Annotated in this window: 22 protein-coding genes and 1 tRNA gene; 17 read left to right on the top strand and 6 right to left on the bottom strand. The window is 55.7% G+C overall.

Annotated features, from left to right (window positions below; all coding sequences use genetic code 11):
• The first annotated feature begins 58 nt into the window (after positions 1-58).
• Complete coding sequence (locus ACGY09_RS16480; protein ID WP_397568591.1) at positions 59-1822, top strand: hypothetical protein; 1764 nt, start codon at positions 59-61, stop codon at positions 1820-1822.
• Between the two features lie 152 nt (positions 1823-1974).
• On the opposite strand, the gene ACGY09_RS16475 is transcribed toward ACGY09_RS16480, so the two are convergent.
• From ACGY09_RS16475 to ACGY09_RS16455, 5 genes are all read right to left on the bottom strand, one after another.
• Positions 1975-2877, bottom strand: a complete 903-nt coding sequence (locus tag ACGY09_RS16475) for a histone deacetylase (protein ID WP_397568590.1) — start codon at positions 2875-2877, stop codon at positions 1975-1977.
• A gap of 223 nt (positions 2878-3100) precedes the next feature.
• Positions 3101-4441, bottom strand: coding sequence for a DUF1501 domain-containing protein (locus tag ACGY09_RS16470; RefSeq protein ID WP_397568589.1), 1341 nt, complete (start codon positions 4439-4441; stop codon positions 3101-3103).
• 567 nt (positions 4442-5008) lie between these two features.
• Complete coding sequence (locus tag ACGY09_RS16465; protein WP_397568588.1) at positions 5009-6313, bottom strand: PQQ-binding-like beta-propeller repeat protein; 1305 nt, start codon at positions 6311-6313, stop codon at positions 5009-5011.
• A 322-nt stretch (positions 6314-6635) separates the two neighbouring features.
• Complete coding sequence (locus tag ACGY09_RS16460; protein ID WP_397568587.1) at positions 6636-8045, bottom strand: UdgX family uracil-DNA binding protein; 1410 nt, start codon at positions 8043-8045, stop codon at positions 6636-6638.
• Positions 8046-9299, bottom strand: a complete 1254-nt coding sequence (locus ACGY09_RS16455) for a putative DNA modification/repair radical SAM protein (protein ID WP_397568586.1) — start codon at positions 9297-9299, stop codon at positions 8046-8048.
• Positions 9300-9575: 276 nt separating this feature from the next.
• On the opposite strand from ACGY09_RS16455, the gene ACGY09_RS16450 reads away from it, so the two are divergent.
• The 3 genes from ACGY09_RS16450 to ACGY09_RS16440 all read left to right on the top strand — a co-directional run bounded on the left by ACGY09_RS16450 (position 9576) and on the right by ACGY09_RS16440 (position 14038).
• Entirely contained in the window at positions 9576-10625 is a 1050-nt protein-coding gene (locus ACGY09_RS16450) for a ligase-associated DNA damage response exonuclease (RefSeq protein ID WP_397568585.1), read from the top strand.
• Positions 10622-12229 carry an ATP-dependent DNA ligase gene (locus ACGY09_RS16445; RefSeq protein ID WP_397568584.1) on the top strand — a complete coding sequence of 536 codons (1608 nt, stop codon included), beginning with the start codon at positions 10622-10624 and terminating at the stop codon, positions 12227-12229. Before ACGY09_RS16450 ends, ACGY09_RS16445 begins: the two co-directional genes overlap by 4 nt.
• 930 nt (positions 12230-13159) lie before the next feature.
• On the top strand, positions 13160-14038 hold the full coding sequence (locus ACGY09_RS16440; RefSeq protein ID WP_373649150.1) for a class I SAM-dependent methyltransferase: 879 nt from the start codon (positions 13160-13162) through the stop codon (positions 14036-14038).
• A gap of 393 nt (positions 14039-14431) precedes the next feature.
• On the opposite strand, the gene ACGY09_RS16435 is transcribed toward ACGY09_RS16440, so the two are convergent.
• Positions 14432-14504 (bottom strand) — tRNA-Lys (locus tag ACGY09_RS16435).
• Between ACGY09_RS16435 and ACGY09_RS16430 the strand changes: the two genes are divergently transcribed.
• From ACGY09_RS16430 to ACGY09_RS16370, 13 genes are all read left to right on the top strand, one after another.
• Complete coding sequence (locus tag ACGY09_RS16430) at positions 14478-15866, top strand: tyrosine-type recombinase/integrase (RefSeq protein ID WP_397568583.1); 1389 nt, start codon at positions 14478-14480, stop codon at positions 15864-15866. The genes ACGY09_RS16435 and ACGY09_RS16430 overlap by 27 nt on opposite strands.
• Positions 15859-16467: a hypothetical protein gene (locus ACGY09_RS16425; RefSeq protein WP_397568582.1), complete on the top strand. Its 609-nt coding sequence runs from the start codon at positions 15859-15861 to the stop codon at positions 16465-16467. The genes ACGY09_RS16430 and ACGY09_RS16425 overlap by 8 nt, the downstream gene beginning before the upstream one ends.
• Before the next feature lie 134 nt (positions 16468-16601).
• Positions 16602-16784: a hypothetical protein gene (locus ACGY09_RS16420; protein WP_397568581.1), complete on the top strand. Its 183-nt coding sequence runs from the start codon at positions 16602-16604 to the stop codon at positions 16782-16784.
• Positions 16778-17032 (top strand): helix-turn-helix domain-containing protein, encoded by a 255-nt coding sequence (locus ACGY09_RS16415; protein ID WP_397568580.1) that lies wholly within the window; start codon positions 16778-16780, stop codon positions 17030-17032. The genes ACGY09_RS16420 and ACGY09_RS16415 overlap by 7 nt, the downstream gene beginning before the upstream one ends.
• Positions 17033-17060: 28 nt before the next feature.
• Positions 17061-17543 carry a DUF3102 domain-containing protein gene (locus tag ACGY09_RS16410; protein WP_397568579.1) on the top strand — a complete coding sequence of 161 codons (483 nt, stop codon included), beginning with the start codon at positions 17061-17063 and terminating at the stop codon, positions 17541-17543.
• Positions 17544-17737: 194 nt separating this feature from the next.
• Positions 17738-17929, top strand: coding sequence for an excisionase family DNA-binding protein (locus tag ACGY09_RS16405; protein WP_397568578.1), 192 nt, complete (start codon positions 17738-17740; stop codon positions 17927-17929).
• An 81-nt stretch (positions 17930-18010) separates the two neighbouring features.
• Positions 18011-18562 (top strand): hypothetical protein, encoded by a 552-nt coding sequence (locus ACGY09_RS16400; RefSeq protein ID WP_397568577.1) that lies wholly within the window; start codon positions 18011-18013, stop codon positions 18560-18562.
• A gap of 119 nt (positions 18563-18681) precedes the next feature.
• Positions 18682-19062, top strand: coding sequence for a hypothetical protein (locus ACGY09_RS16395; protein WP_397568576.1), 381 nt, complete (start codon positions 18682-18684; stop codon positions 19060-19062).
• Positions 19063-19134: 72 nt separating this feature from the next.
• Complete coding sequence (locus tag ACGY09_RS16390) at positions 19135-19392, top strand: hypothetical protein (RefSeq protein ID WP_397568575.1); 258 nt, start codon at positions 19135-19137, stop codon at positions 19390-19392.
• 4 nt (positions 19393-19396) lie between these two features.
• Entirely contained in the window at positions 19397-21784 is a 2388-nt protein-coding gene (locus tag ACGY09_RS16385; protein WP_397568574.1) for a DUF3987 domain-containing protein, read from the top strand.
• A gap of 657 nt (positions 21785-22441) precedes the next feature.
• Positions 22442-25069 (top strand): hypothetical protein, encoded by a 2628-nt coding sequence (locus ACGY09_RS16380; protein WP_397568573.1) that lies wholly within the window; start codon positions 22442-22444, stop codon positions 25067-25069.
• Between the two features lie 692 nt (positions 25070-25761).
• On the top strand, positions 25762-26175 hold the full coding sequence (locus ACGY09_RS16375) for a hypothetical protein (protein ID WP_397568572.1): 414 nt from the start codon (positions 25762-25764) through the stop codon (positions 26173-26175).
• A gap of 74 nt (positions 26176-26249) precedes the next feature.
• Positions 26250-26639 (top strand): response regulator, encoded by a 390-nt coding sequence (locus ACGY09_RS16370; RefSeq protein ID WP_397568571.1) that lies wholly within the window; start codon positions 26250-26252, stop codon positions 26637-26639.
• The last annotated feature ends 360 nt before the right edge of the window (positions 26640-26999 follow it).

Raw genomic sequence — 26999 nt, 5'->3', positions numbered from 1 at the left:
GACCACACAATCACCTCATTCCAAAGCTCAGGTCTCTCATCTTCTGAAGGAAGAACATATGCGCTCTATCACATGCCTGACGTTCATTGCCTGTCAGTTAGTACTGGGAGTCTGTCGCGCTGAAGAGACAACAGCGAACATGGCCAATCGGACTCTGGCCGATATTCGCAAACGGGCACATGAGCAGGAGCATCAGGTGCTCAAGTCTCTCTCACGTCGAATCACACTCGACGTGAAAGACGAACCCCTGGTCGACGTCATTCGCCGAATTTCACGGCATCTCGATCGCGACATTCTCCTTCACAGCGAATCTCTCGCCGATGCCGGAATCGACGCCGACCAAAGCGTTGATCTTCACCTGGGAGAACTGACCACATGGCAAGCACTGCATTTCCTGCTGGAACCACTCGCGCTCAGTTGGACAGCCAAGGATGGTGTGATTGAAGTTTCCTCGAGAGATAAGATCGAGGAAACCCGAATTACACGCGTCTACGACGTTCGCCGTCTTTCAGGATTACTCGATCCGATCTCAAAGGAACTCCCCTGGAGAAATCGAGCCCGACACCGCGGTGTTGGAAACCCGGTCGCAGAGATGGGAGGCTTTGGTGGTGGAGCTATCGGGGGTGGTGGGGGCATGTTCAATATTCCCTCCGCAGCCATCCATTTCATCACGCTCGCCCAGGTGGGAATGGGCGGAGGAGTTACGAACGGAGCAAATTCCGGGATTTATGGCGTCGAAGATATCGTACCGATGAGTCCCCGGTCGGTTGAGTCGCTGCTGGCCAAGGTCATCAGCCAGTTTCCCGGTATGAAATGGGAGGACATCGACGGAGAAGGGGGAACGGTCGAAACCAGTCCCGGCTTCCTCATCGTGACTCAGCACTACCACGCTCAGTTCGTGATCGAAGCGTTTCTGAAGACACTGGAACAAAGTCTCGAAGGGTCAGTCGCCGGCCAGTCGATACCGATTCACCGATCCGGTTATCCAATTGAAGATGACAACTCCATCTTCGCGGCCCTCTCCAGACGACAGGTTCTGGAAATCGATCACAGTGATCTGAATTCCGTTCTCGAGATGATTACCCAGGAAGCGGGAATTCGTATTCGACTCGACCGGCCCGCCCTGGCAAACGAGGGGATTTCGGCCGATCAGGAAGTGAATATCATGCTCAACGATCTGCCACTGGGAATCGGACTGAGCAAGATCCTCGACCCACTTCGCCTTGCCTATTTCGTCGAGGAGGGGGTGGTTGTCATCAGCACAAAAGATGTGGCAGTGAATCACCTCACTCTGCGATTGCATGATATTTCAAACATTCCACCCGCCCTGCTCGTGGACTCCGAAAAAGGATTGGGGGCAATCCTCATCCACTCCACGACGGGGCGCTGGTACGAGACTTCAGGAGAGGGTGGTTTCGCCGCCCTCCTCTCGTCAAAACATCTTCTGGTGTCACAGACGCAAGACGTGCAAACCGAGATCGAACTCCTGGTGCGAAGCCTCAACGTCGGGGACCAGAATCCACCGAGTGAACCGGAACTATCCCTTCGGGTGTACACCACTGCCGATATGCAGACAGCCGATGACCTGGTCGATCTGCTGCCCCGGATTATCGGCAATACCTGGTCTGGAAACGGTGAGATCCATCGAACCGGTCGGTCGCTTCTGATTAAACAAACGACCTTGGCCCACGAAAAGATTCATACCATCATCCAGACGCTGAACCGTTCACAGGAGAGAACCCCGGCTTCCCGGTTCGGCCCCGTCACCGCACCCGCAGCGGTCGTTCGCCCCCCTGTACCGCCTTCCGCCAGCGGCGAGTAACTCTGTTGAGCAACAGTGCGATGTAAAAGTGACGGCGAACTGCAAACGTCGACAAGATGGCTTCTCGCCAGAAGCGGGTCAGTCACGAAATGGTTCCCGCGGTTATCGGTACTCGTCCACTGGTGAGAATCGGTAACCGCAGTCGACTCATCTCAACACCCAAACAGTTGGGAAGCAATTGTGACCGTCTGAAAATGACAGTCCACAATTTGACTGATGTCGGGACAGTAACCACCGGCCATGGAAATCGCGACAGGGACGGACCGCTCGCGGCAGGCCTCAAGCAGCATCCGGTCACGTTGACCCAGGCCGTCCAGTGACAACGCGAGTCGACCAAGTCGATCGCCGTGATAGGGATCCGCACCTGCCAGATAGATCGCCATGTCCGGCGCGAATTCCCTGAAAATGGTCTTCAGACCGTACTGCAGGGCTGCAAGATATTCAGCATCCTCCGTTCCGTCCGGAAGCCCGATATCCAGATCACTCACCTCTTTGGGCTGAGGATAATTCCGCTCACTATGGATTGAAAAGGCGTAGATCGTGGGATCATCCCGCACTAGTGAGGCCGTGCCGTTCCCTTGATGAACATCACAGTCAATCACCAGCACGTTCGAAACCAACCCGCTCGCCTGCAGTTCACGAGCTGCGACGACGCTATCATTAAACAGACAAAATCCTTCACAGCGGTCGCGGTAAGCATGATGAGTCCCTCCTGCGAGGTTTACAGCACACCCTTCGCTGAGCGCAGCGCGAGAGGCTTCGATTGTGGCTCCGGACGATCGGCGAGATCGCTCGACCAGTTCAGGCGACCAGGGGAAGCCCAGCCGTCTCAGATCCCGCTCGGTCAGCTCACCTGTCACGACGCGACGAAGGTATTCAGGAGAGTGAACTCGCAATAGCTGTTCGTCGGTTGCCGCAGCGGGCCGAATCAGCTGTGGGTGCGTGATCACTCCGCTCGTCATGATCCGTTCCCGCAGCAGAGTGTACTTCTGCATGGGAAACCGATGAGTCGGCGGCAACGGCAGAACAAACTCGTCCGTGTAATAGAATCGCATGAAGCCTGTTGCACCCGTCCCTTGCCCCTCAGACAGCCGCGTTTCACCTGCTCAGCGCTGCCTGAGTTTTGCCCCGATCACATCATGGATGTCAAACGAGACCCGTCGTACACTTTTGTAAATCTTGTTCGCCTCTCCGATGAATCACGTGCGCCGTGACGTTTCCGGCCTGGATCTGTCGGTAGCGGGAAGCCGCCAAACGATAAAATTCGAGCCGGGCCTGTCAGACCAGTTCGGGCATGGCCCTCCAGTTATCGACCAGATTGTGCGGTCGAGAGGACAGGTCGTGCAGGTGGATGGCCAGCGGATCGATGCCGAAGTGATGATACAGCGTGGCGTGCACTTCGCCGAAGTGAATCGGTCGATCCGCGATTTTGGCCCCGATACGGTCCGTGGCTCCGATGACTTGTCCCGTGCGGAAGCCACCGCCCGCAATCAAGCCGTTACCAACATCAGGCCAGTGATCCCGACCGGCTTCGGGATTGATTCGCGGCGTCCGTCCGAATTCACCCCAGGCCACCACGGCCACATCCTTATCCATTCCCCGTTCGTGCAGGTCGGTGATTAAGGCGTGCATTCCCTGATCGAACATGGGGAAGTGGGTATTCTTACATTCACTGAAATTGCTGGAATGGAAATCCCAGCGTCCGAAGTTCAGCGTCACCACGCGCGCTCCCGCTTCGACCAGCCGCCGCGCCATCAGGAAGTGTTCGAGATTTCGCGGAGCACCGTCGCCATAGTTATTGGGATCACCCTTTCCATAGCGAGCGATTACGGCAGGATCTTCCCGTGAGATATCGAGAGCCTCTGACAAACGACTCGACGTCAGGATTCCCATCGCCTGCTGGTTGAGAGCATCGAGACCGGTCATCATCCCTTTCGCATCCGCATCTCGACGGAACTGATCGAAGCTGGCGAGCAGTTGCTGACGATTCGCCAGCCGCGCCAGATCCATGCCGTTCAGCTTCATATCTTCGCGGGAAGGCCCTGACGGACGGAACGCACTGTGGGTCACACCCAGAAAGCCGGGGTGTCCGGGCGAGCCATAAGGAGGATGTCCGGCATTCGGCGAAAGGCCGAAGAACGGCGGTACGGACGGATTCACAGGCCCGAGTACTTTGGAGACCGTCGAACCGATGGAAGGCCAGCCCCCGGGCGGCTGATTCAGAACTGTCCGTCCGGTGTAGCAGATAAACGAATCATGATCGCCGCTGGGGGAACCATAGACCGACCGGAGCGGAACCAGTTTGTCCATGATCGTGGCGAGCTTCGGCAGGTGCTCGCAAATCTGAATTCCCGGAACATTCGTATCAATCGGCCGGAACTCTCCACGAATTTCCGCAGGAGCGTCCGGCTTCAGGTCGTACATGTCCTGGTGCGGCGGTGCCCCGACCATATAGATCATGATTACCGCTTTGTGCGATTTCGTGATCCCGGCAGCCTGTTCGGCTCGTAACAAACCGGGTAGCGAAAGTCCCCCCAGTCCCAGTGCGCCAATCCGCAGGGCATCGCGTCGAGTGACTCCGTCGCATAACCGATGGGCTTTTCCGGGAATCGTCAGCATGGAGAATCCTCTGGAGGTCTCGAGCACCCCTGCGGGGTGGATGGCAGTCGGGCAGGAATTCAGGCAGGACGGTCATGGCGATCCGAAAGCACTCGGGCACACGCGCAGGAACTTTCCGATCGGTGGATCGATCGTATACCAACATCGGCACAGCCGCCAAGCGACAATCAGTAGAAACGGCCGATTTGCGACTGCGGCAATCCGTAAGTCCCGACGGGCTTTACGTAATTCGCCTGCCGATGGTTTCCTGAAGAGAGGTGCTGTTCCAGAGAAAATCCGCTCTCGAACCAGAAATCACGATGGGGATCACTGGTGGGGCGATTCGGAAAAGTTGGTTTGGTTAGACCACGTGACTTCAGTTTTCAGGCCTTCACCCGATCAATCGGGCAGGCAGGCACAACCGCTACCAGAGTCCCCGAGTCCGTCAGCGACTGCAGCGACTGCAACAAAACCATTCCCTCGAAGTCACCGGAACTCTCTCGAAGGAATGGTCTGCCGTTAGTTTACTACTCTGACATACGACCATGACAAGTCAGTCCGTCCGGGCTTGTCATGGCGACGCCCGTTTTACTTCTTTTCCGCAATGTCGTAGCACATCAGCGTATTTTGCTCACGCAGATACAGCTTCCCATCCACAACGACGGGCTGTGCCCAGGACTCCCGCTCCTGATAGACAGGCATGAAGCTTCCTTTGAGCTTGTATTCGTTAGGCGTCGCTTCAATCAGAGCCACCTCACCACTTTGATAGCGGAAGATCAGATGGCCATCGACGGCGGTAATGGCGGCAGAACCCTGCCCTACGCCACGCAGTTTCCCGCCCCACTTCACGTCACCCGAAATCAAATCCACACAGATTGGGAAGCCATTATTGTGGCCGTTTCCAAAGTAAAGATGCTCACCCATCAGGACCATTCCGCCGTGATGATTTTGAAGTTGTTTCGCAGCGCGTGAGTACTGTTCGACAGCTTCCACACCATTCCCTGAACGTTTCAATTTCAACAGCGCCGATCCACCATCGTCGTACCCTGTTGAGCCGAACACGTAATCGCCCGAGACGATCGGAGTCGGAATGTCCGCCACACCGTTGGCGATCTTGTTGTAGCTCCACAGATGCTTCCCGTCGCTGGCACGAACACCGATCAAGCCACGGCCGATGAGCTGCACGTACTGCTTGACGCCAGCTCCGTTACTGATCGTCATGACCGAGTATCCCGCTCCGGGACTCCCTTTTTCGCCCGCGTCAGGAACGGCCGACCGCCAGACTTCCTTACCATTCACTTTGTTCAGACAGACAATCATGGCCTCTTCGCTGCCGGGCGTACACAAGACGTGTTTCCCGTCGACGAGCGGAGATTCAGAGAATCCCCAGCCGGACATCATCCGGCCGTTCCATTCCTTTTCAAAATTCTTACTCCAGACGACACTCCCGTCGGCCACCTTGAGGCACGAGATCTGGCCGTTCGATGTGATCACGTAGAGCCGATCTCCGTCAACAGTCGGAGTGCAGCGGGATCCGTCGTAGCCGTGCTTGGGGACCGAATCGGTCAGTGGAGCAGTCCAGGCCACCGCACGCGTTTTCAGGTCGACCGCGACGACAGCCTGAGAATCACCGATGTTCCCCGTGGTATAAAGCCGGTCACCGACGATGGAAACGCTGGCGTAACCCTGCCCCATCCCTTCCAACTGCCACAACAGTTCCGGCGGTGTCGCTTCCCAGTCTTTGGCGATCCCTTTGAAGGGGCTAATATTATCCCCTTTCTCTCCGCGCCATTGCGGCCAATCTTTTGAGGATTTGGGTTCCGCAGCATCACTCGCCGAGTGCAGCAGCCCACAAAAGACCAGTAAACTGAACGCGACGAGCAACCGGGGCATCAGATCTCTCCTGAAAAGCACAATGAATCCTGCATTCGAGCTTCAGCTCAATCAATTCGATGATGGAAACAACGTACCGCTGGTCATAGTCCAAAAACAGAATGAACACAACAACAGCGGAACGGACTTCCCTCGCGCGAAGCAGGCGAGAGCATCTTGCTGAACCTTTGATTGATCACCCAGGCGTGACACACGCAGGGCCGTAACGCCACCATCGAGGGGACCGAACTCACTCGTACCGCGCAGTGACTGAATGCTGCCTCAACGCTTTCGGCAGGTACGGACTCTTTTCAATTAGGCTCGGGGCTCGATCAGGACTCCATCATGAGTTGTCAGCCTGATGTTTGGCCGCTTTCAGATCGTCAATTAGCCATTTACGCAGAGACTCAGACTGCAGGCTTCTGAGGATGGCAGAAGGGTGATACGTTGCGAGAGTGTGTTCACACCACTCCGTTCGGACGAACTGGCCTCGCTGGCGGGTCACGCTGAATCCCGGGCCGATCAACGAATGAGCGGCGGTCGCACCCAGACAGACCAGGACTTTAGGTTTGATCAGCCTCAGTTCGGCATCGACCCACGGCCTGCAGGCGGAGGACTCACGCGCTGACGGCTTTTTGTGCAGACGTCTCTTCTCGGTCGGTTCAAACTTGAAATGCTTCACCGCGTTGGTGAGGTAGACTTCCGATCTGTCCATTCCCGCCTGCTGCAGAGCGTCGTCCAGTACATGCCCCGCTGGCCCCACGAAGGGCCGTCCGGCGAGGTCCTCCTGATCACCAGGCTGTTCGCCAACCAGTACGATACGGGCGTCAGCCGGCCCCTCTCCGAAGACTGTTTGAGTTGCCTCGCAGTACAAATCGCAGCCGCGACAGGTCTTGGCAGCCTCTCGCAATGACTTCAGCGTCTGGTGCGCAGGAAGATAGTCACGCGCGGATCGCGCATGGCCTTCCTGACGAGCGATCATCTCGGCGACTCGACGAGGGGCATCGTTCAGCAGGTCATCGATGATCGTCGCCTCGGGCAGCGTGGCCCAGTGTCGAACGGGCATTTCCCTGATCATGGTCTTCACCTTGATTCGCGCGGGATTGAAAATCGATCCGTAATACGTCAGCCACAAATCTTCCAGTTCATCCCCGTCCGGTGCGTGATCGCGCGAGCACCCCGGGCCATATCGCAGTTCTTTCTGGTCCCACGAGACAGACTCGTCCGGGGTCAGAATCGTCCAGTTCATCGCGGGAAATCTCCGCGAGAAAAAGGGCGAGACGAGTTGCACAACCCGATGGTCAGGCCGATGCCAGGCAACGAACTGCTCACCCTCTGGTGTCACCAGCTTTCGGAAGCGGACGAAGGCTTTCATCTTGTGCGAGTCACCGCGAACCGCTTTCTCCATCTGATGCAGCCGATGAACATCATCATCCGTGATCACTTCCATCAAGCGAGGCTCGTTCGTCGTCAGTCGCCAGAGCAGACGGTACAGCAGCTGAAAGCGATCCGTGTCCCGATGACAACTGACGGCATAGGCCAAATCGAGAAAGGCCTGCGGCACTTTATGTCCCCGCGCGGGCACTCGCACCAGAGCGCTCCACGACTGTTCCCCGGATGACTCGTCATCGAACAGGGTCGCCTCGACAGGACTGTCACGAAAAATGACCTGATCCGGCAGGACCTGAGCATTCAGTAATGCTCGGGAGCAACTTCTCCACTCTGCGAAACTCTGAACAACGAACGAGTACATTTAGAACTCACCATCCAACGCCGATTGCCCGGTATCAAACAGGAGTAGCTGCTTCTCCTGTGGCTTAAAACGGTCTTTCAGTCCCTGCGCATCCAGTTGCTTCAGTGCCGGATTGTGGTCGATGGTCTGTACGAACGGAGCGGTCCTGTTCCACGCGACTCGCAGCTTCTTCAGATCACTGACGCGAATCGCATGGTGCCTGCGGAGCCGCAGGATTCGATCCACGTTGCGAGCACCGATTCCGGGAATCCGCAGTAATATCTCCCGCTCTGCTCGGTTTACGTCGATCGGATACATTTCCCGGTGCGCGAGTGCCCACGCGAGCTTGGGATCGATCTCTAACGAGAGATTCCCGTCTGATTCCGCCACCAGCTCTGACGAACCAAACCCGTAGAACCGCATCAGCCAGTCGGCCTGGTAGAGTCGATGCTCCCGGACCAGGGGAGGACTCATCCCCGGCAACCGGGCGTCGGCGTGGGGGATCGGGCTATATGCCGAATAGTAAACTCGGCGGAGCTTCTGCTGGTTGTACAAACCTGACGCCGTTTTCAGGATTTCGAGATCCGGAGTCGCCGTGGCCCCGACAATCATTTGAGTGCTCTGCCCCGCAGGTGCAAAACGAGCCACCTTGAAGCCCGCCTGGCGATCAGACTGGTACTGATCCAAACGCTGCTTGATCGCATCCATCGCGTCGGTAATTTCAGGCGGTTTCTTCTCTGGAGCGAGGGCCTGCAGATCGGCGGGGGTCGGCAACTCGATATTCACACTTAAGCGGTCCGCCCAACGCCCCGCTTCTTCGAGCAGATTTTCCGACGCTCCCGGGATCGATTTCAGGTGAATGTATCCACCAAACTGATGCTCGACCCGGAGCGACTTGGCAACCAGCGCCAGTTGCTCCATCGTGTAATCCGGATTCTGGATAATCCCAGAACTCAGGAAGAGCCCTTCGATGTAATTCCGTTGATAGAATTCGATCGTCAGACGGACAATTTCGTCCACGGTAAAACGAGCCCGCCGCGTCTCGCTCGTCACCCGATTCACGCAGTACTGACAGTCGTAGATACAGTAATTGGTCAGCAGAATCTTCAGCAACGAGACACAGCGACCGTCCGGCGTATAGCTGTGACAAATCCCCATCCCCTCAGTGCTGCCCAGCCGACTTCCCGCGCGCATTCCCTTCGATCCACTGCTCGCGCAGGACGCATCATACTTGGCCGCATCAGCCAGGATCGAAAGTTTTTCCTGTATATCCATAAACCGATTAACCGCCAGAAACTCGCCGAATTAACAGGAAACAAACGCTCATTTTCGGGACACTTCTAGAGATTTCTGTGCGATCCCTCAAGGAGCAATTCATGATCCAAGACTGCACACCGGGACTGGAGCCAGCCTGAAAGCCACTGGCGCAAATGAGACTCATCCCCCCGGAAAAACTTTCCAAGGAGAAACTTTCTGCCAGCATTCGCCCGGTGGAACCGTATTTGCAAGCAACGGGTTAAACCTCAGAAGATGCATTTTCAGAATCGGACCATGGCGAACCTGATATCAGTGACCGATCGGGGTCTGTATTGTGAACAGGGCGATTTTTTCATCGACCCCTGGCAGCCCGTCGTGCGTGCAGTCATTACGCACGCGCACGGAGATCATGCTCGACCAGGGAGTGAGCGATACCTGACCACCTCTCAGGGACGCCAGGTCCTCCAAACCCGCATGCAGCCCGGCGCCCCCATCGACACCCTCGCTTATGGCGAAGAGCTCTCTGTGAATGGAGTCAAGCTCTCGCTTCATCCAGCGGGTCATATCCTGGGATCCGCTCAGGTGCGATTGGAATTTCAGGGACAAGTCTGGGTGGTATCGGGCGACTACAAGGTCACACCCGATTCCACCTGCGAGCCGTTTACTCCCGTACGCTGCCACACGTTTATTACCGAGTGCACGTTTGGACTGCCCATCTATCGCTGGCCAGCAGACAGCATCGTGACCGACGAATTGAATCAATGGTGGCGTACGAATCGTGACGAGGGACGGGCTTCCATGATCTTCGCGTATTCGCTCGGGAAAGCACAGCGCGTCGTCTCCTGTGTCGACCCGGCGATCGGCCCCATCTTCTGCCACGGCGCGGTTCAACGGGTGAACCGCGATTACATCGCCTCCGGAATCCCACTCCCTCCCACCACCTACGCGGGCGCCGCCTACGGGCGCAAGGACTGGAAAGGCGCCCTGATTCTCGCCCCACCGTCCGCGAATGGTACCCCCTGGATGAGGCGCTTTGGTGAGATTTCCACCGCGTTCGCCTCTGGCTGGATGCAGGTTCGGGGTGCTCGACGACGACGCGCGGTCAATCGAGGCTTCGTCATCTCGGACCACGCCGACTGGCCCGGACTGCTGGGAGCCATCCAAGCCACAGGTGCCGAACGAGTCCTCGCCACTCACGGCCGCACCGGGCCCATGGTGCAGTGGCTACGGGAAGCCGGATACGACGCCCTCTCGCTGCACACCGAATTCGTAGGGGAAAGGGACGATGTCGACATTGACGCCGTCGACATCGATAGTGCCGGGGACGAGGAGACCCAGACGTGAACGAGTTCGCGCAACTCTACCGGGCACTCGACGAGACGACAAAAACCAGCCGCAAGATTACGGCGATGCGAGAATACTTCTCCACCTGCACCGCCAGCGACGGCGCGTGGGCGATCTACTTCCTCAGTGGGCGACGCTTCAAACGCCTGATCTCGACCGGTCGACTGCGCGAGTGGTGTGCCAGCGCAAGCCAGGTCCCCGACTGGATGTTCGATGAATGCTATGGGGCCGTCGGCGATCTGGCAGAAACCATGGCCCTGCTCATGCCGGAAGAGTCTACCGGCTCGACAACCTCACTGACGGACTGGATCGAAAATCGCATTCGCCCCCTCAGCCAGATGTCCGACGCCGACTGCCGCGAAGCCATGATCACAGCCTGGGGGGACCTTTCCGCTTATGAACGGTTTGTCTTCAACAAACTCGTCACTGGAGGCTTTCGCGTTGGGGTCGCACAGCAGATGGTGATTCGTGCGCTGGCCGAAACCAGCGGAGTGGATGCGGCGGTCATCGCACACCGGCTCATGGGAACCTGGGAGCCCGTGCCCGACTTCTTCACATGGTTGCTGGCTCCTGACAGCGGAGAAAGCGATTCCAGTAAGCCCTACCCCTTCTGTCTGGCTCATCCCACCGACGGTGATGAAGCAACCTTGGGGAACATTGACGACTGGATCGTCGAATGGAAGTGGGATGGTATCCGCGGACAGGTAATTCGCCGGGGTGGCCAATCCTTCGTCTGGTCGCGAGGTGAAGAACCGATGCTGGAACGCTTTCCCGAACTGGTTCAGCCCGTCGCGGCGTTACCGGATGGAACAGTCCTGGATGGCGAAATTCTCGGCTGGAACGAGGGGGGAGTCCTGCCGTTCAGCGAGATGCAGCGACGGATTGGTCGTAAGACGATTGGAAAGAAGCTACTGGCCGAGGTTCCCGTCCGGTTTGTCGCCTTTGACCTGCTGGAAGAAAACGGGCAAGACCTCCGGAAGCTCCCACTTTCCGAACGCCGGCAGCGCCTCGACGCAATGATTGCGGCACAGCCATCGAACTCCTCCATCATGGCCTCACCACTCATCGAAAGTGATTCCTGGGAAGATCTGCGTCGTATCAGAGAGTCGAGTCGCGAAACCAAAGTCGAAGGGTTAATGCTCAAGCGAGCCAGTTCCGAGTACGGAGTCGGACGCGTAACGGGACTCTGGTGGAAATGGAAAATTGAGCCCTACACATGTGATGCCGTCCTGGTTTATGCGCAACGCGGTAACGGCCGGCGAGCCAGTCTGTATACCGATTATACCTTTGCCGCCTGGGACGGTGGCTCGCTGGTGCCCTTCGCCAAAGCCTATTCGGGACTGACGGATGCGGAAATTCGCGAAGTCGACCGCTACATCCGCGAACACACGCTTGAAAAGTTCGGTCCCGTTCGAGCGGTCACCGCGGAACTCGTCTTCGAACTGGCCTTTGAAGATATCCAGGTCTCGAAGCGTCACAAATCGGGTATCGCTGTCCGCTTTCCTCGCATCGCACGCTGGCGGCGAGACAAAAAACCTGAGCAGGCCGATTCAATCGAAACCATTCGGGGCATGATGCGACAAGCGACATCACCCGGCGGCTAGAACCCTCAACGAACATTCAACTTAACATTCAGCGAATTCCGCCATCGAAATTTCCCGCCCTTCTGCTAAGAGTCAACGGCCCTCTACCCTCTCTCTTCTTCGAGCCCAATAATGCCCTCGTCCGCAGACACTGATATACGCATTAAAGCGTAAGCAAAAAAACAAAAAGTTCTTGCAATGAAAGATGACCGCGGCAATGGTAATCATCTAGTTCATTGGACGAGCGAGTTAGCTTCAAACCCAAACGAAAATCACAGACCGACGAACAGCCACGCTGGTCGCCGCCGGTCGCTGAGAGATTCCTTTCTCTCGCCCTGCGTCAGACGACCTTTTGCGACTGTTTCTCGCCGCTTTCGTTCGCCGTGCGCATAAATACAGGAATATTTTTTGAACCCGTCCGACACATCTGGCGGTTCAATCTGCAAGTACGATGGTGACCACACTAGCGTTCGCGGCACTCCGTAAGCGAAGCTCCCGATGTAAGGTTTCCAGTACGTCGCGTCGCATCGTAAATTACAGCCACACAACAATCTTCCCCACTTGCGTACCGCTTCGAATTCGCTGTCCAGTCCGCCGTGAACACGACTGCAACAACCCTTGAGCAAACTTTAACGACTGTAATTTTCCGACCTTGAGATCCGCCCCGCTCCGTACTCCGTAGGCCAGGTGCCACGTGGGCCACGAATTAATTTGCTTGCGGAGGTTTCTACAGCACGATATTCTGATTGCTCAGTTCATAAAGCAGAGTATGACACTCTGTAACAACTCATAAGATGACTTGAGCGTCGCCGACGATCGGCAACGGAAGCACCTCGTTCTTGCACTAAGCCTTCGGACAGCCCTGTCCAATATTCCGGGATCTTACTGCGCATTCGCCCGCAATTTTTGGCCACACTCGAACCACTGCCCCCGCTCCAAGGAGCACTCTCGATGAGCTTGCTACAGAAAGTGCAAAACCGGCTTACCCGGCTTGCAGGATTCGGTGATTACTCGCCTTGCTCTTTCTACTCTCCCATCCCCTCAATCCAAGAAGTCCGCCGAGATGTCGATCGCATCTTCGATCGCTCGCTCCGCGAACTTGGGGGTGTCGACCTGAACGCATCAGGACAACTCGCCTTACTCAACGAACTGAAGCAGTTCTATGCCGAACAACCCTTTGCCGAAGAAGCACAACCCGAATTACGATACTTTTTCAATAATCCGTTCTACTCATATGCCGACGCCCTCTTCCTTTACAGCATGATTCGCCATGCCAGGCCGAAGCGAATTATCGAAGTCGGGTCGGGCTACTCCTCGTTCGTAATGCTCGACACCAACCAGCAATTTTTTGATAACTCAATCCGCATGACGTTCATCGATCCCTATCCGCAACGACTGCAGTCGCGGTTTAAAGAGGCGGATCACCGCGTCGCAGAGGTCATCCCCAAGCGGGTACAGGACGTCGAACTGAGCCGGTTTGATCAACTGGAGGCCAATGACATCCTGTTCATCGATTCGTCACATGTGGCCAAAGTGGGCAGTGACATCAATTTCATCCTGTTCGACATCCTTCCTCGCCTTCCGCCGGGGGTCTTCATCCACTTCCATGACATCCACTACCCATTTCAATACCCCGAGAAATGGGTTCTTAATCGACGCTGGTTCTGGAACGAAGCTTACATCCTGCGATCGTTTCTGCAGTACAACTCCGCCTTCAAGGTTCGTATCTGGAACCATTTCCTGGGCCTGTTTCACCCCGAGAAACTCGAGGAATTCATGCCTCTGAGCATGAAAAACATCGGGGGCAGCATCTGGCTGCAACGCGTGTAAAGACCAGCAGCAACGGGCGACAAACCAGCCAGTCAACCTCAGTCTCGCTACCTCGTGGCATCCTGGCGCTCACGAAACTCCCCGCCATCAGACAGAAACGGAGGTAGTGACTGCCGGCCGGCAGAGCAAGCACATTGATTCCGCGCACAAAGAGGTAAGCCGTGCGAAATGCGACTGCCGACGGCATGCCTCCACCCGGCGCGGCGATGATCACCACCTGACTCAAATCCGCCAGCCGATACGGTTCACGCGTAGACTTTGCAGTCAGTCCGCGCCAACCACAGAGCCCCCGAGCCGTAAACCCTGCCGAGAGGCAGATAAAGAAACCATCGCGAGAAACAAAAAGAGGGAAGGGACACCACTTCGGGCACCCTTCCCTCTTTGTTGCAACAGTGAGCCCGCTGGGACTCGAACCCAGGACCTACGGATTAAAAGTCCGTTGCTCTACCAACTGAGCTACGAGCTCAAATCTCACTGTAACACTGCAAAAACAGGCTTTTCTTGCAGTTCTCAATTTTGGTTGATAGTGTGTTCTACACCAGTTTCTACACCACAACCACATTTGATTGCAAGGCAACCGATGGCAAAACCGTTGGGACCGAAGCCAACAAAGCCCTACAAGGATTTTCCGTTATTCCCGCACGCTGCTGGCGTTTGGGCGAAAAAGATCAAAGGAAAGCTCTTTTATTTCGGACCATGGAGTGATCCAGACGGCGCACTCGCCAAATATAAACGAGAAGTGGACGACAGGCAAGCAGGTCGGGTACCTCGCCCGCATACACCCGACGGCTACACCCTGCTCTCCCTGGCGAACCAGTTCATGAAGGAAAAAAAGATCAAATCTGATGAGGGCGGATTGTCCCTACGGTTGATGCTCGACTACCAGAAGACTTGCGCCATGCTGCTGGAACACTTCGGACGAGACCGACTGGTAGACGACATTCGACCGGAAGACTTTAGAGACCTTCGAGCCAAGATCGGTACAGGCCCCAGGAAAAAACGCGGCACAGTGACGATTGCCAATATCATTCGAATCGTTCGGATTATCTTCAAATTCGCCAGTGACAATGAGGCGATTGACCGGCCAATCAATTTCGGAACCGCATTCAAGCTGCCAACCAAAACTGAAATGCGACGATCAAGGGCTTTGCGAGAGAAGCGGCTTTTCTCGGCTGATGAAATACGGCTTCTTCTGGCTGAAGCTGGCGTCAACATGCGGGCAATGATCCTCCTGGGGATCAACGCGGGCATGGGACCGACAGACATTTCTCAGCTACCAATAACGGCACTCGACCTAAAGAACGGGTGGCTGGAGTTCCCGAGGCCCAAAACCGCCGTCAATCGTCGGGCGAAGCTTTGGCCGGAAACAGTCGAAGCCCTGAAGGCGGTGATAGAGTCGAGGCCAGCCCCAAAGAATGAATCAGATTCGAACCTTGTATTCCTGACTCGCCACGGTCACCCCTGGGTCCGCTGCAAGGGGTGGACAACAATGGAAGAGGATCGCGAACACCTCCACTACACGTTCTCAGACGCTGTCGGGAAGGAGTTCAAGAAGGTTCTGCGCAGGGTGAAGCTGGAGCGGGACAACGCAAACTTCTACGGACTTCGGCACACATTCCTGACCGTCGCCGATGGAGCAAAGGACAAGCCTGCAACGGACATGGTGATGGGCCACGTCACACCCGGGATTGATACCGAGTATCGAGAACACATTGAGGACGCCCGGCTTCTGGCGGTGGTCAACCACGTTCACGCCTGGCTGTGGCCGAAGCCAGTGAAAAGGGCAGCGAAGAAGGTTTCGAAGAAGGCGAAAAGCAAAAATGAATGAAAATGATCTGACAGCCGAAGTGGCTGAATTCCTTGAAGCTTGCGAGAAAGAGGATAAGCAGCGCCTGCACTTCGAAGCTGAAATTTGTTCCGCTGCATTCGCGTCCAACATCTGGGGCATCGGGGATGATGACCGCCCTCGATACGACTGCGGAAACGGACAACTGAGTTTCAACCCGGCAGATGCAATTCCTCGCCTGCATCGCGAACTTGGAATTGACGATACTCTATCCGGGATGGATTGGCGGGACGTTGCCAACTGCGAATTCAATCTTGGGATCATTGACGGCGATGTGATGGATTCCAACATGGCGCACCGGATCGGCCGCTTGCTTCGATGGCGGATTAGCAAACGGAAACCCATTCAGCCAGTCGAGATAACGAAAACGGAGAAGAAGACGAAGTCAACTCCCAACGAACTCATGATAGCTGTATTTGCCGCTAATCCCGCGGCGGCGGAAGCATGGACAGCCCGCGAATGGGCGTCAAGGATCGGCTACTCAGCGGCTACGGTGACGGGAACGCAGGTATGGAAGCGACTGTCGCAACTGAGGCATTCAGCGAAGTTTGACCGACCGAAAGGCAATGATTTCGGGGAGTAGTTTGTTCAGACTGAACAAGCAAAATTTTTCTTGAGCCGTTTTCCACTTGGAAAACGGCTTTTTTCGTTTGTTCGGGGCTGAACAACGACCGGAACTGTAGAGGGCCACAACAAAACCAAACCGAAAGGAAGCCGATGAGCAAAAACCCAATGACGAATGTGAACGGCCTGCCGGAACTGATTGTGATCTGCCGGGCCGCCCACTTGATGCGGAACTTCGCGATGCGGGCCGAGGCGTTGCGGCGACTTCGGACTGAATTCGGGATCAAGCTTTCCTTCGTCCGATCCCCGAAGAATCTGGGGGTGACTTCATGCTGAGCACCCACTACACGCCCAAAGAAGTGGCTGCACGGTTCAGGTGCAAGGTTGAGAAAATTTTAGCTTGGATCGCAAGCAGAGAATTGATCGCGATTCAAGCCGGATCCAACCAGAACGGCGGCAAACCCCGCTGGCTGATCTCACCCGAAGCCCTGGAAGACTTCGAGCGGGCGCGAACAACCGTTCCAGCGCCGAAGCCAGTGCCAAGACGAAGGCGAAATCCCGCACCAGTGAAGTCTTATTTCTGAAATCTCACTATCAACCAGGACCCCCTAAATGCTGAAGAAACCCACAGCGATACCACTCAGTACACTGCCCCAACTGGCAACGACAGCAAATACGTGCCACCAACATTTTGAACGACTGGCGAGCGACGCCCTTGATTTTGCGTATCGTGCCGGGAAGGCACTGCAGGACGCCAAGAGAATGCTCCCTCATGGTGGCTTTGAAGTCTGGGTCCAAGAGAATGTTTCATTCTCGCCACGGACAGCACGGTCATATATGCGGATCGCAAGCAACTGGTCAACGATCAGAGCGAAAAGAGATCTGAATCCGTCACTCAGTCTTCGGGATGCTATCGGTTTATTGACGACTTCCAAACCCCAGGAACCGCAAAATGGCAACGCGCTGCCGTTTTGCTTGTCTACCCGAGCGACACTTAGAGCGCGAGAAGCTCGAATGGACGCCGATTTTGAGGCCGCTATGCGACACGCAGAATCAATAGGGATCGCGGATATAGATGGTGTAACAATCGCCTGAAGCAATCGTCCTGGCGGAAGCGATATCCCGCGCCCGTGAAGTCTTACTTCTGACACTTTTTTCTAAATCTAACACCTTTGCGGTTAGATTCGAACCAGGAGGTCTAGGCATCACTACATTCATCGGGGAAAAGGGGCCGTATGGACGCGTGCGGATTCTATTGTGTGTGAAGCAACACTAACGAAAGGAATGCTATGGGCACAGCAGCGATACCAACTGAAGGGAAGACGCTATTCACGATTGAGGAGTTAACCAGCCGGTGGTCACTGTCGAGATCAAAGATTTACGAGCTTCTTGATGATAACCGAATTGCGGCGGTCAAGATTGGTTCAGCGAGACGAGTTCACCTGAACGAGGTTCTCCGGTTTGAGGCAAGCCTTACCTGAGAACAATAAGGCAATCGGATGTTCCGGTTGCCAGCAGAGAGACAGGACGGCAAATAAGCCGTCCACATCGAAAGGAATCGAATGTACTTTGAACAGTTCCCGGGGATCACAATTCACCCACTGGCGAGCGACGAAACGAAAACGAAGGCCGCAGAGATCGCTGCCGACAGAAAGAAACGCGACGAGCGGAAGAAAAAGTGGTCTGCCTCTTTCGCCAAGGTGGAACAGACCGACGATGATGTCCTGGCAGCGAAAGTAAAAGCTGAATGGAAGTCCATTCAGAAAGACGACGAAGCCGAATTCACTTCATTTGCTAAATGGATTGAGTCGCACTGCATTCCAGAGCTTCAGGCCATCCACGAAGTGGAGTTCACTCGGCTGGCGGAGATTGAAGCGGCTGTTGTTGAAAAGCTCGTTTCGATCGGCTTTGCGAACTCACTTGAGGGCCGCGGGGCTTACCCGCGATCTGCAGTAAACCAGCATGTTACCGTTCGGGACCAAAAAGACTTGATCACTGAAATTGAGGGCTTCCAGAGCACTCTTCAAGAGCTTGTGAAGAGCTGCACTGCCGCCTCGCATCGTATCAATGAGCGGCTTGCAATTGCTCGCAAAAAAACGTTAGCGATGTTTTGATCTCTCACACAGCCAGCCGTTCTCGTGGGGGCGGGATCACTCGCCCCTTCTTCTAAAACAAACCTCGAAAAGCAATGGTAGTCCTTATGAAAAGATTTAGCCCTAGGGTGATGACTGAGATGCTGAACGATGCAGAACGTGCGGTTAGCCGGTCATCTTCGACGAATTTCGGAAGGGGTAAGGCCAGTCGCGTTCGTGTTGCACTGGACGCACTGAAGAAGCACCACGCGACGAAGCCCGCCCCAAACGCGGACGGGACGGTTGTGTTCAAGGCGGGCACCTGGAAACCATTCAGTGAAACTGAGTACCGGCTTGGAGCCCGTCTGTTCGAAGCTGTGTATGACTGCCCGGGACTAAGCACGGAGCCGAGCAAGCCGGAATCCGCACCCGCAGCCAATCCGAAGCCATCACAGCGTGGGGGCATCAATGGCCGATCGGAAGGTATGAATCGATTCGCTAATCAGATTGAAAAGCAACTCGATGCGTTGCGACGGCGATAAGAAGCGAAAAAGGCGGTTGTGGGGACCAATCCACAACCGCCCGTGTCTCGAATCCACACGAACTTCACTCGCATGGAAGCAACGATTATGACCCAAAACAACGTTATCGGCAAGACGAAAATTTCGCACGATGGGCAAGAATATTTGGATACCCGTAATCGTGCAGCACATCAGGCGGCGGCACTAAAGGCACGGGCTGCTGAGATCGAAGCGGGAGTGTCGATCTGCGATCAGGTGTATTGCCAGCTGCTAGCAAGCGATTGTGGTAATAACGCGTGGCTCGCTCTGAGTGTCGCGGTGAACAGCCTTCAGTCCAAGTTGGAGGCTTGACCCGATGGAACTGACCGACATTCAACGAACCCTGCAACTCTTCTCGACCGACGGCGGGTTAATAGAGATTCGGGCGATTGACTGCTGGGACTGGAAGCCCGATGTCCTATCCACGCAGAGCGGATATTTCGATGTCCAGCACTTAGCGGAGGCCAAACAAGCTGCCCTTCACCTGGAGACTTCGTTTCACGCGGCGGGCGTCTATATCACCCTGAATCCCACCTCACCTGACTTGCTGGCCCGGTCAGCCAATCGCGTGAAGAAGGCCCAGCGGGATGGCACGACGAAGGACGGAGAAATTGTTTCCCGTCGATGGATGCTGATCGACATTGACCCCGCGCGACCTGCCGGGGTGTCGTCGACCGATGCCGAACTTGCCGCCGCTCAAGCTCAGGCAACGGAGTGCCAAGGGTGGCTTCACGAGAACGGCTGGCCCTCGCCCGTAGTTGCGATGAGTGGAAACGGCTGGCACTTGCTCTACCGCGTGGATCTGCCCGCAGATGATAAGACGGTGGAAAACTGCCTGAAGGCCCTCGCGGCGAAGTTTTCCCAGGTCGACACATCGACGTTCAACGCTGCTCGAATCACGAAGCTGTATGGCACGATGGCCCGAAAGGGTGATTCCACCAACGACCGGCCGCATCGTCGAAGTAGACTGGTCGAGGTTCCCGACAATCTCCAAGTCGTTCACCCCGATTGCCTGGAATGGCTGGCCCGACAGGCCCCGCGGAAGCCCGGAACGAGCGGTCCCCAAGGTGGGGGGGATTCGGTCGACCTCGCCTCCTATCTTCGAAATCGTGGCGTGTCGGTCATCCGTGAGGATGACTGGAATGGATCACGGCGATTCTTTATTCGATGCCCAGGGATCGAATCCCATTCGTCGAAGAATGCGGATTCCGATTGCTCAATCTGGCAAGACGCGTCAGGCATGCTCGCGGGAAAATGTTTCCATGATAGCTGTGGTTTCAAATCTTGGAGCGATTTCACGGGATACTTTGGACAGGTGAAGCCCGAGGACTTCCCGAATCCCGTACCCGCCGTGGCCGGAGATATCCCGGCAGTTGATCCGATGGGGGAGGAACCAACCCCAGCCCCCACGGTCACTATTACAGCCGTGAATCGACCCGCGGTCAGGAAGACGCCGGTTGATCCCAACAAGATGACAGATGATTTTTATGAGATCCCAGGCGTGATCGGGGAGATGGTCAAGTTCCACAAGCTATTCGCCCCGCGCCCACAACCAGCACTCTCGTTGATCGCGTCCGAGGTTCTGGTTGGAGCCTTTTCAGGGCGCAAAATTCAAACCGAATCTGGACTTCGAACCAATATCTATGGCATTGGCCTGGCCCCGTCGGGAAGCGGAAAGGAACGGCCGAGGGCTGACAATATCGCTGCCGTCACCCAGGCGGGTTGCACTCAGTATCTTGGAGCCGAAAACCCATCATCGGACGTGGCGCTAATTGGAGAGCTGGAAGACCAGCCGAGTTTGCTTATGCAGATTGACGAAGTGGCAAAATTCTTCGCCACGACGCGGGGGCCGTCCGCGAACGTCAGTAGTCACCTGAAGGCCCTGAACACCAAATTCCTTGAACTGACGGGAGCAGCGCAAAATCCGGCTTGGGTTCCGAAGAGTTGGGCGGATCGAAGCAAGAAAAAAACGATCGCCTTTCCGCATCTCTGCATCTACGGGACATCGACGATCGAAGGCTTCTGGAATTGCGTTACGAATGCTGACGCGGCCGATGGGTTCCTGGCCCGAATGCTCGTTGTTGAAGCGGAGGAACACCATCCAAGGCTTCGTATGGTGAAAAGCAGTCCCGTTCCTCAAATGATCGTCGACATCCTCAAGGATTGGGACCGGTTTGTCGCGGGGAAAGGGGACATGAGCGACAAGGAACCGTCCGCCGTGATTGTCCCGAATGATCCCGACGCATTCGACCGCCTGTCTGATCACATGAACGCGATCGAGGACCAGTTGCCGAAAGACCCAAAAGAGCATCGCCCAATCTGGTCGCGATGTTCTGCATCCGCTCAGAAGCTGGCCCTGATCTTCGCTGCCAGTCGCGGGCCGTTCGGTATTCGAGTCACCCTGGCCGATGCAGAAGCGGCCATACGGCAGGCCAATTGGTCAACCCGCCTAATGATTAATCGAATTTTCTCCCAGGTCGCAGACAACGACGAAGATCGGAACAAAAAGAAACTGCTCAAGATCATTCGAGACCATGGACCAGCCCCGCTTTCAGTCATCACCCGGAAGACGCAGTTCCTCACCAAGTATGTCCGGGACGGAATGCTGAAGGATCTGGTTGCGGCAGAGCTGATAGAAGAGGCCACTTTACCCGCTTCAAAACGGGGTGGGCAAGATACCACCGTCTACAGTTCCATCGCTTGAAACGTCCCCTTGAAGTGACTTGTCGGGCGAGATGCTTCAGGGTGGAGTCAACAGTCACTCTTGAAGCGTCTTCCCCTTACGGCCACAAGGACTTAAGTAGTTGCTTCAATAATATATATGAATTGTATTTTCTCTCTTTTCCTCATGCTTTTCAGGTGTTTTAAGGGCACCCCCTTGAAATTGAAGCAACTGTCAGACGGAATGTCTGAAACACGGAAGGCAATGGTGGTGTAAATCACATCGCGTCTAAGCCACTGCCCTTCGTGCCCGATGACTGGCTCACGGAAGCACGGGGGACAGCGGCTAACGCGATCCTCGCGAAGAGAATCGAATGCTGATGGGGAAGCTGAATGGGTCCTCCCGACGAAATGGAAAAGTCTCCTCTTACTCTGTGCCATACTGACTAAACAAAGACACTTTTTCGCCAGTTTTTTTCGCCTTCTGCTGCATGAAAACACGGGGATTTCGCGCAAACAAAAAGTCTGTGTTTAGCCAGGACGGCCCATCGTAAGAGGAGCTTCACCCAAACCAGCAAGAGGACCCATGAACAACTGACACCTGATCGATTTCCGACCAACACGTCGTTGGTCAACCGAATGCCCGTCAGTGTTTGGCGGGCGAATTTTCTGAACTAGAAATTTTTGCAAGGACGCGCACATGCCAGCACTCAGAATCGACCTCGACGACCAAGCAACGGACGGCCTTGATGTGATCAATGCCAAGCTCGAAGAAATGGCGATCGCTTCACAGAACGCGGCCGATGGGGCCGACATTCTCACCGAAGCCCAGGAACGACAGGTTGTCGTCATCAATGAACAGAAGGATGGGCTTTCAGAACTGGGTCAAACCGGGCTCCGAGTCTTCGGGGATCTGTCAGTCGCCGCCATCAAGGGCTATACCGACATCAAGGTTGCCTCCCAGCAGGCATTCACCAGCATTGTCAACGGGACGATTTCGGCCGCCGCATCGGTTGCCAAATACGCCATCGTCACTTCTGGCGCGCTGAAGGGCATTAAGACGCTGTGGGGGCAAAACACCGAAGCGGTTCAGGTTCATGAAGAGATTGTTGGCAAAGCATACGAGGCCGAACACAATGCCCTTGGTGGCATCGCGAACGACCTTTTGTTCGTCGGTTCATCCGCGACGGCTGCGGGACTTGGTTTGGGTACTGTCGGCAAGGCTGCGGAAGTCGCTGGAAAGGCCGCCATCGGGCTGGGGACGGGACTTGGCCCCGTTCTGGTTGGGGCTGGCTTAGGGTTGAAGGGTTTCGAGGTTGCCCTAGATTCGACTGGCCGCAAGTTCAAGGAATTCGCCGAAGACACCAGCAAACAGACCAAGTCGCAGGCCGAGGCTTTTGATAAGTTCACGGCCAAGGCGAATGAACTCGGGGTCACCCTGGACGATCTGGTTCAGTCTGAAGGTATCACGGACGTCAACGCCCACCTTGAAAAAACCTTCGGGGTGAAGACGATCGAGGTTTATGAATCGAATCTCACCCGGTTCAACGAAGCGCTTCGCAGTCTTCAATCGGAACTCGTTCGCCCCATTGGTGACGTGGGGGGCGGGATTGTCGGGGCACTGTCGGCCGTCAATGAAGCTTGGAGCCCGATCCCCGACATCCTGAAGGAGTTCGACGCGTCGATGACGCGGACGACGAATATCAGCGTCGAGAACATGGGACTTCTGAAGTCCCTCGCCCAGCAAACTTCGGATTCCATCTCTGACGTTCTGGCCATCCTGACAGGTGACACGAAGACACTGACTGACGTCATTCGTTTGAACATGGATCAGTATTTGAAGTGGGATGGTGTCTTCAATGCCGATGCCAAGTATCGGTCGGCAGCAGAAGCCGCCCGTGAATTTGCAGCAGAGCAAAAGAGGGTTTCAGACGCACAAGCCGCTTCCGTGGATGACTTCGCCCGTATTCGCGTGATGAATGCCGAAATCACCAAATCCGATGCAGCCCGTGCGGAGGCCGCCCGCATCGCGTCCATTACGACGGTCGAGGGGATTCAGGCTGAGCTTCGCGCCTGGAATGAACGCCGGTCAAAACTGGCGAACGATAATCAGCTTGATGACTCGACAGCAAAGAAGATGCTTGCTGAGCGGGAAACGCTGGTCACTAAACTGGCAAATCTCGAAGCTGGCTTGCGCGAGAAGGCCCGAGCCCAGGAGGCGGAATTCGCCGCCCAGGTCAAAGCCCGAAGGCTTGAGGAAACGGATTGGGTTAACACCCAGGTGGCGAAGTCGAAAGAGTTGTACGAACTGGAGATGAAGCGCGTTCAAGCGAGATCAGGTTTTCAGAAGGATCTGAACTCCACGGCGCGGGATCAGGATTCACAATCCGGGATGGAAGGGGCCCGCGCACGGTTCGAAGCTGAAAGAGACGCGGCAATATCCCGAATGCGAGCCACAGGGGCGACTGAGATTCAGGTGAAGAGTCAAGTTGCCGAGATGGAGCAGAAATTCGCGGCGGCGGCCCACAATGTCAAACTCCAGCAGATTGCGGATGAGTTCAACGCTCGCCGGGCAGAACTCGAAAAAGAAGAACTGGAACTCGAACGCTCCGGCATCACGGGAATCGAGAAAGAGCGACGGCTGGCCAAGATCCGGCTGGATCTCGATAAAGCCCAGTTCGAGGCCCGCAAAAAGGGAATCGAAGAATCCGGCCGGGCAGAACGCGAGCAGGCGTCGTTGATTTCGCGGCAACGGCTCGCGGAACAGGAAGCCCTGTTCGCCGCTGAACAGGAACGGCGGGACAAAGCCAAAGCCGACCGGGATGAGGCACTGAAGAAGGCGTTCCCAACGCAAGACGTTCTCAATTCAACCGACCCCCGGAAGGTCCTCGAACAACTTCGAGCTGACCGGGCCCTGAAGGAGCAACAAGCCCAGGCAGAACGGGATTCCGCTCTTGGCCAGCAAGCAATGGCGGGGGACAAGGCTGCGATCGCCAAATGGAACAAAAATCAGCAGGCCGCCATTAACCGGGGCCGCAACTCCGCGAACCGCGACTTTGAGAATGGCAACGTCGGTGAAGCAGAGCTTCAGCAGGCGCAAGGAGAAGTAGCCCAGCAGAATCTAGCAGCCCTTCAGGCTCAGGGCCGGATCACCCAGGAAGTTGCTATCGGCTTAGCGGAAACCCTCAACGCCGTAACGTCCGAGGCAGCCAAAAACGCTGCACTTCAGCAGACGGTTGAACGGTTGGTTGTTGCTGCCAAGGGGATCAGTCAGAGTGCCAAACGTGCCAATGACAGTTACAGGTCACAGATGGGATCATTGAACTGACGGGACGGGATTTCAGGGGCTTGTCATTGTGGCGAGCCTCTTTTCCTTTGTGGGTTGGGTTTGCTGAGCAGGAGCCATGCGGAAATGGCCGTGAGTGGGAGGACGATTGACCAATAAGGTATTGAAACACATGACATCCGCATCGGTGGCGAGGTGCAATTGGTGGAGCAATACCAAAACCCCATCCGGGTAAAGTCGTTGTCGAATTTATCATCTTGCTCAACTGTAGCGATCCCACCATTACTGATTGATGCAGTCAGTTTTTGTGAGAAATCGATCGCGTTCACCATTCGAAGCATAGCGAGCGAATCGCTGTCTCTACTTGGTTCGCTCTGCCATTCTAAAGCTTCGTCCGAAAGCATTAATTCAGTTTCTGGCGAGATCTGTGTCAGCGAATGGAGTTCACCTTTAACTGATTCGAATAGGCGCCGAGAACTCGTCTGGGCGACTCCGAACCGATCAGTGGTACCCCAACTCCGAATCCACCCGGCAGTGAACAGACAGGCCAATACCAGCGCCACACACCCGAGCTTCCGTTTCCATCCAGTGAAGAACACCCACACGATTTCATTCCTTTGCCCGCGCCGTGATCAAACCTCGCCCGCAGTGTCACCCGCCCAGTCGATTGCGGCAAGAGATCCTGTCTGTTATCCATAATTCGATTCCGTGTCCCATAATTGCAGCGAATCGAAATGGCAAACCAGACCCCGACGTCATTTCTTTTTCGATGCGACCGCTGCATCCCCTGGAAGCCGATCGGATCGCTTCGAGCTTGCCCGCTAATCGACTGGCTCGCCCTGGCGGGATTGCTCCCATGCTGGGCCTGCTCTGAGCGGATCGTTCTTGACGCCCCCGCGCTGGACGATTCCCACGCCGGGCATTTCTTCATCTGCACCGGCTGCGGTCGGCACTGGTTGATTGAACGCGGCGGGAACCCCGAAACCCTGGTTCTGAGAATCAGCATTCCCGCCCCGGATTCCACACGATCCTGGCAGTGGTCACGTCGCCGGGAAGTGTCGGATGAGGCTTGGGAATCCTACGTTGGCGACATGCTCAAAATTGGCGAGGAGCCTTGCCCGCGTGAGAAATGGGAGAAACGGCAGTGATTGGCGGGAACTGGATTTGCTGCGCAAACCCCCAATGACAAACCGTATTGGATTGTGAGACAGGGGCAGCGGACATGAGCCAACAACACCCCTCCGGGATCGACCCGCCCGGAAGACGAACGCTCGTCGTTGATGATCACGTAGATTCAGCAAATGCACTTGGTATGCTGCTCAAAATGCACGGCCAAGACGTTCAAGTGGCTTACAGTGGACGAAAAGCCTTAGAGGTTACGCAGTCGTTTAGCCCTGAAGTCGCGATAATTGACCTGCAAATGCCCGGCATCAATGGTTTCGAATTGATCAGTCTGTTGCGACAGAAATCAGAGTTTCAAGAAATAATAATTGTTGCTGTCAGCGTATTGCCAGAAGAGGAAGCTCGAAAAAAGGCATTTGACGCCGGTTGCAACGTCGTTCTCTTGAAGCCACTCAGGCCGGAGTCGATTGAGATTCTGGTCAACATCTGATCATCGGTTTTGCTGAATTCGTCGAAACCGCTCCATCCGAGACAACCGCGAGTACCGGGCCGACTACGCCACCTTCGAGGAGTATTGCAAGAAGCGGTGGAATCGCTCGAAGGGACACGTGAACTTGCTAATCCAGTCCGTCGAGGTTGTGAACAACTTGGCATCCATTGGATGCCAAGTTGAATCCCTGCCAGTAAACGAGCGACAGGCGAGAGCGATCTCAAAAGCCACCGACACGCCAGAACAACAGGTCGAAGTCTGGAAAGCCGTTGTCGAATCGGGGAAGCCGATCACCGCTTCCACGGACGAACAAAGATAAGCGTCGTTCCGTTGAAATGCTGCTGAGTGACCCGGAATGGT

Origin of the sequence: Schlesneria sphaerica (assembly GCF_044336245.1) — a bacterium.
Lineage (GTDB): Bacteria > Planctomycetota > Planctomycetia > Planctomycetales > Planctomycetaceae > Schlesneria > Schlesneria sphaerica.
The sequence above is the reverse complement of the archived record's forward strand: the minus strand, read 5'-3'. Positions and strand labels throughout refer to the sequence as shown.

Coding starts and splice junctions, on each gene's coding strand:
- ACGY09_RS16470 (WP_397568589.1), bottom strand. CDS start 4,441: ATGCTGACGATTCCCGGAAAAGCCCATCGGTTATGCGACGGAGTCACT.
- ACGY09_RS16370 (WP_397568571.1), top strand. CDS start 26,250: ATGAGCCAACAACACCCCTCCGGGATCGACCCGCCCGGAAGACGAACG.
- ACGY09_RS16440 (WP_373649150.1), top strand. CDS start 13,160: ATGAGCTTGCTACAGAAAGTGCAAAACCGGCTTACCCGGCTTGCAGGA.
- ACGY09_RS16400 (WP_397568577.1), top strand. CDS start 18,011: ATGTACTTTGAACAGTTCCCGGGGATCACAATTCACCCACTGGCGAGC.
- ACGY09_RS16380 (WP_397568573.1), top strand. CDS start 22,442: ATGCCAGCACTCAGAATCGACCTCGACGACCAAGCAACGGACGGCCTT.
- ACGY09_RS16390 (WP_397568575.1), top strand. CDS start 19,135: ATGGAAGCAACGATTATGACCCAAAACAACGTTATCGGCAAGACGAAA.
- ACGY09_RS16450 (WP_397568585.1), top strand. CDS start 9,576: ATGGCGAACCTGATATCAGTGACCGATCGGGGTCTGTATTGTGAACAG.
- ACGY09_RS16425 (WP_397568582.1), top strand. CDS start 15,859: ATGAATGAAAATGATCTGACAGCCGAAGTGGCTGAATTCCTTGAAGCT.
- ACGY09_RS16405 (WP_397568578.1), top strand. CDS start 17,738: ATGGGCACAGCAGCGATACCAACTGAAGGGAAGACGCTATTCACGATT.
- ACGY09_RS16480 (WP_397568591.1), top strand. CDS start 59: ATGCGCTCTATCACATGCCTGACGTTCATTGCCTGTCAGTTAGTACTG.
- ACGY09_RS16410 (WP_397568579.1), top strand. CDS start 17,061: ATGCTGAAGAAACCCACAGCGATACCACTCAGTACACTGCCCCAACTG.
- ACGY09_RS16415 (WP_397568580.1), top strand. CDS start 16,778: ATGCTGAGCACCCACTACACGCCCAAAGAAGTGGCTGCACGGTTCAGG.
- ACGY09_RS16455 (WP_397568586.1), bottom strand. CDS start 9,299: ATGGATATACAGGAAAAACTTTCGATCCTGGCTGATGCGGCCAAGTAT.
- ACGY09_RS16460 (WP_397568587.1), bottom strand. CDS start 8,045: ATGTACTCGTTCGTTGTTCAGAGTTTCGCAGAGTGGAGAAGTTGCTCC.
- ACGY09_RS16375 (WP_397568572.1), top strand. CDS start 25,762: ATGGCAAACCAGACCCCGACGTCATTTCTTTTTCGATGCGACCGCTGC.
- ACGY09_RS16385 (WP_397568574.1), top strand. CDS start 19,397: ATGGAACTGACCGACATTCAACGAACCCTGCAACTCTTCTCGACCGAC.
- ACGY09_RS16475 (WP_397568590.1), bottom strand. CDS start 2,877: ATGCGATTCTATTACACGGACGAGTTTGTTCTGCCGTTGCCGCCGACT.
- ACGY09_RS16420 (WP_397568581.1), top strand. CDS start 16,602: ATGAGCAAAAACCCAATGACGAATGTGAACGGCCTGCCGGAACTGATT.
- ACGY09_RS16395 (WP_397568576.1), top strand. CDS start 18,682: ATGCTGAACGATGCAGAACGTGCGGTTAGCCGGTCATCTTCGACGAAT.
- ACGY09_RS16465 (WP_397568588.1), bottom strand. CDS start 6,313: ATGCCCCGGTTGCTCGTCGCGTTCAGTTTACTGGTCTTTTGTGGGCTG.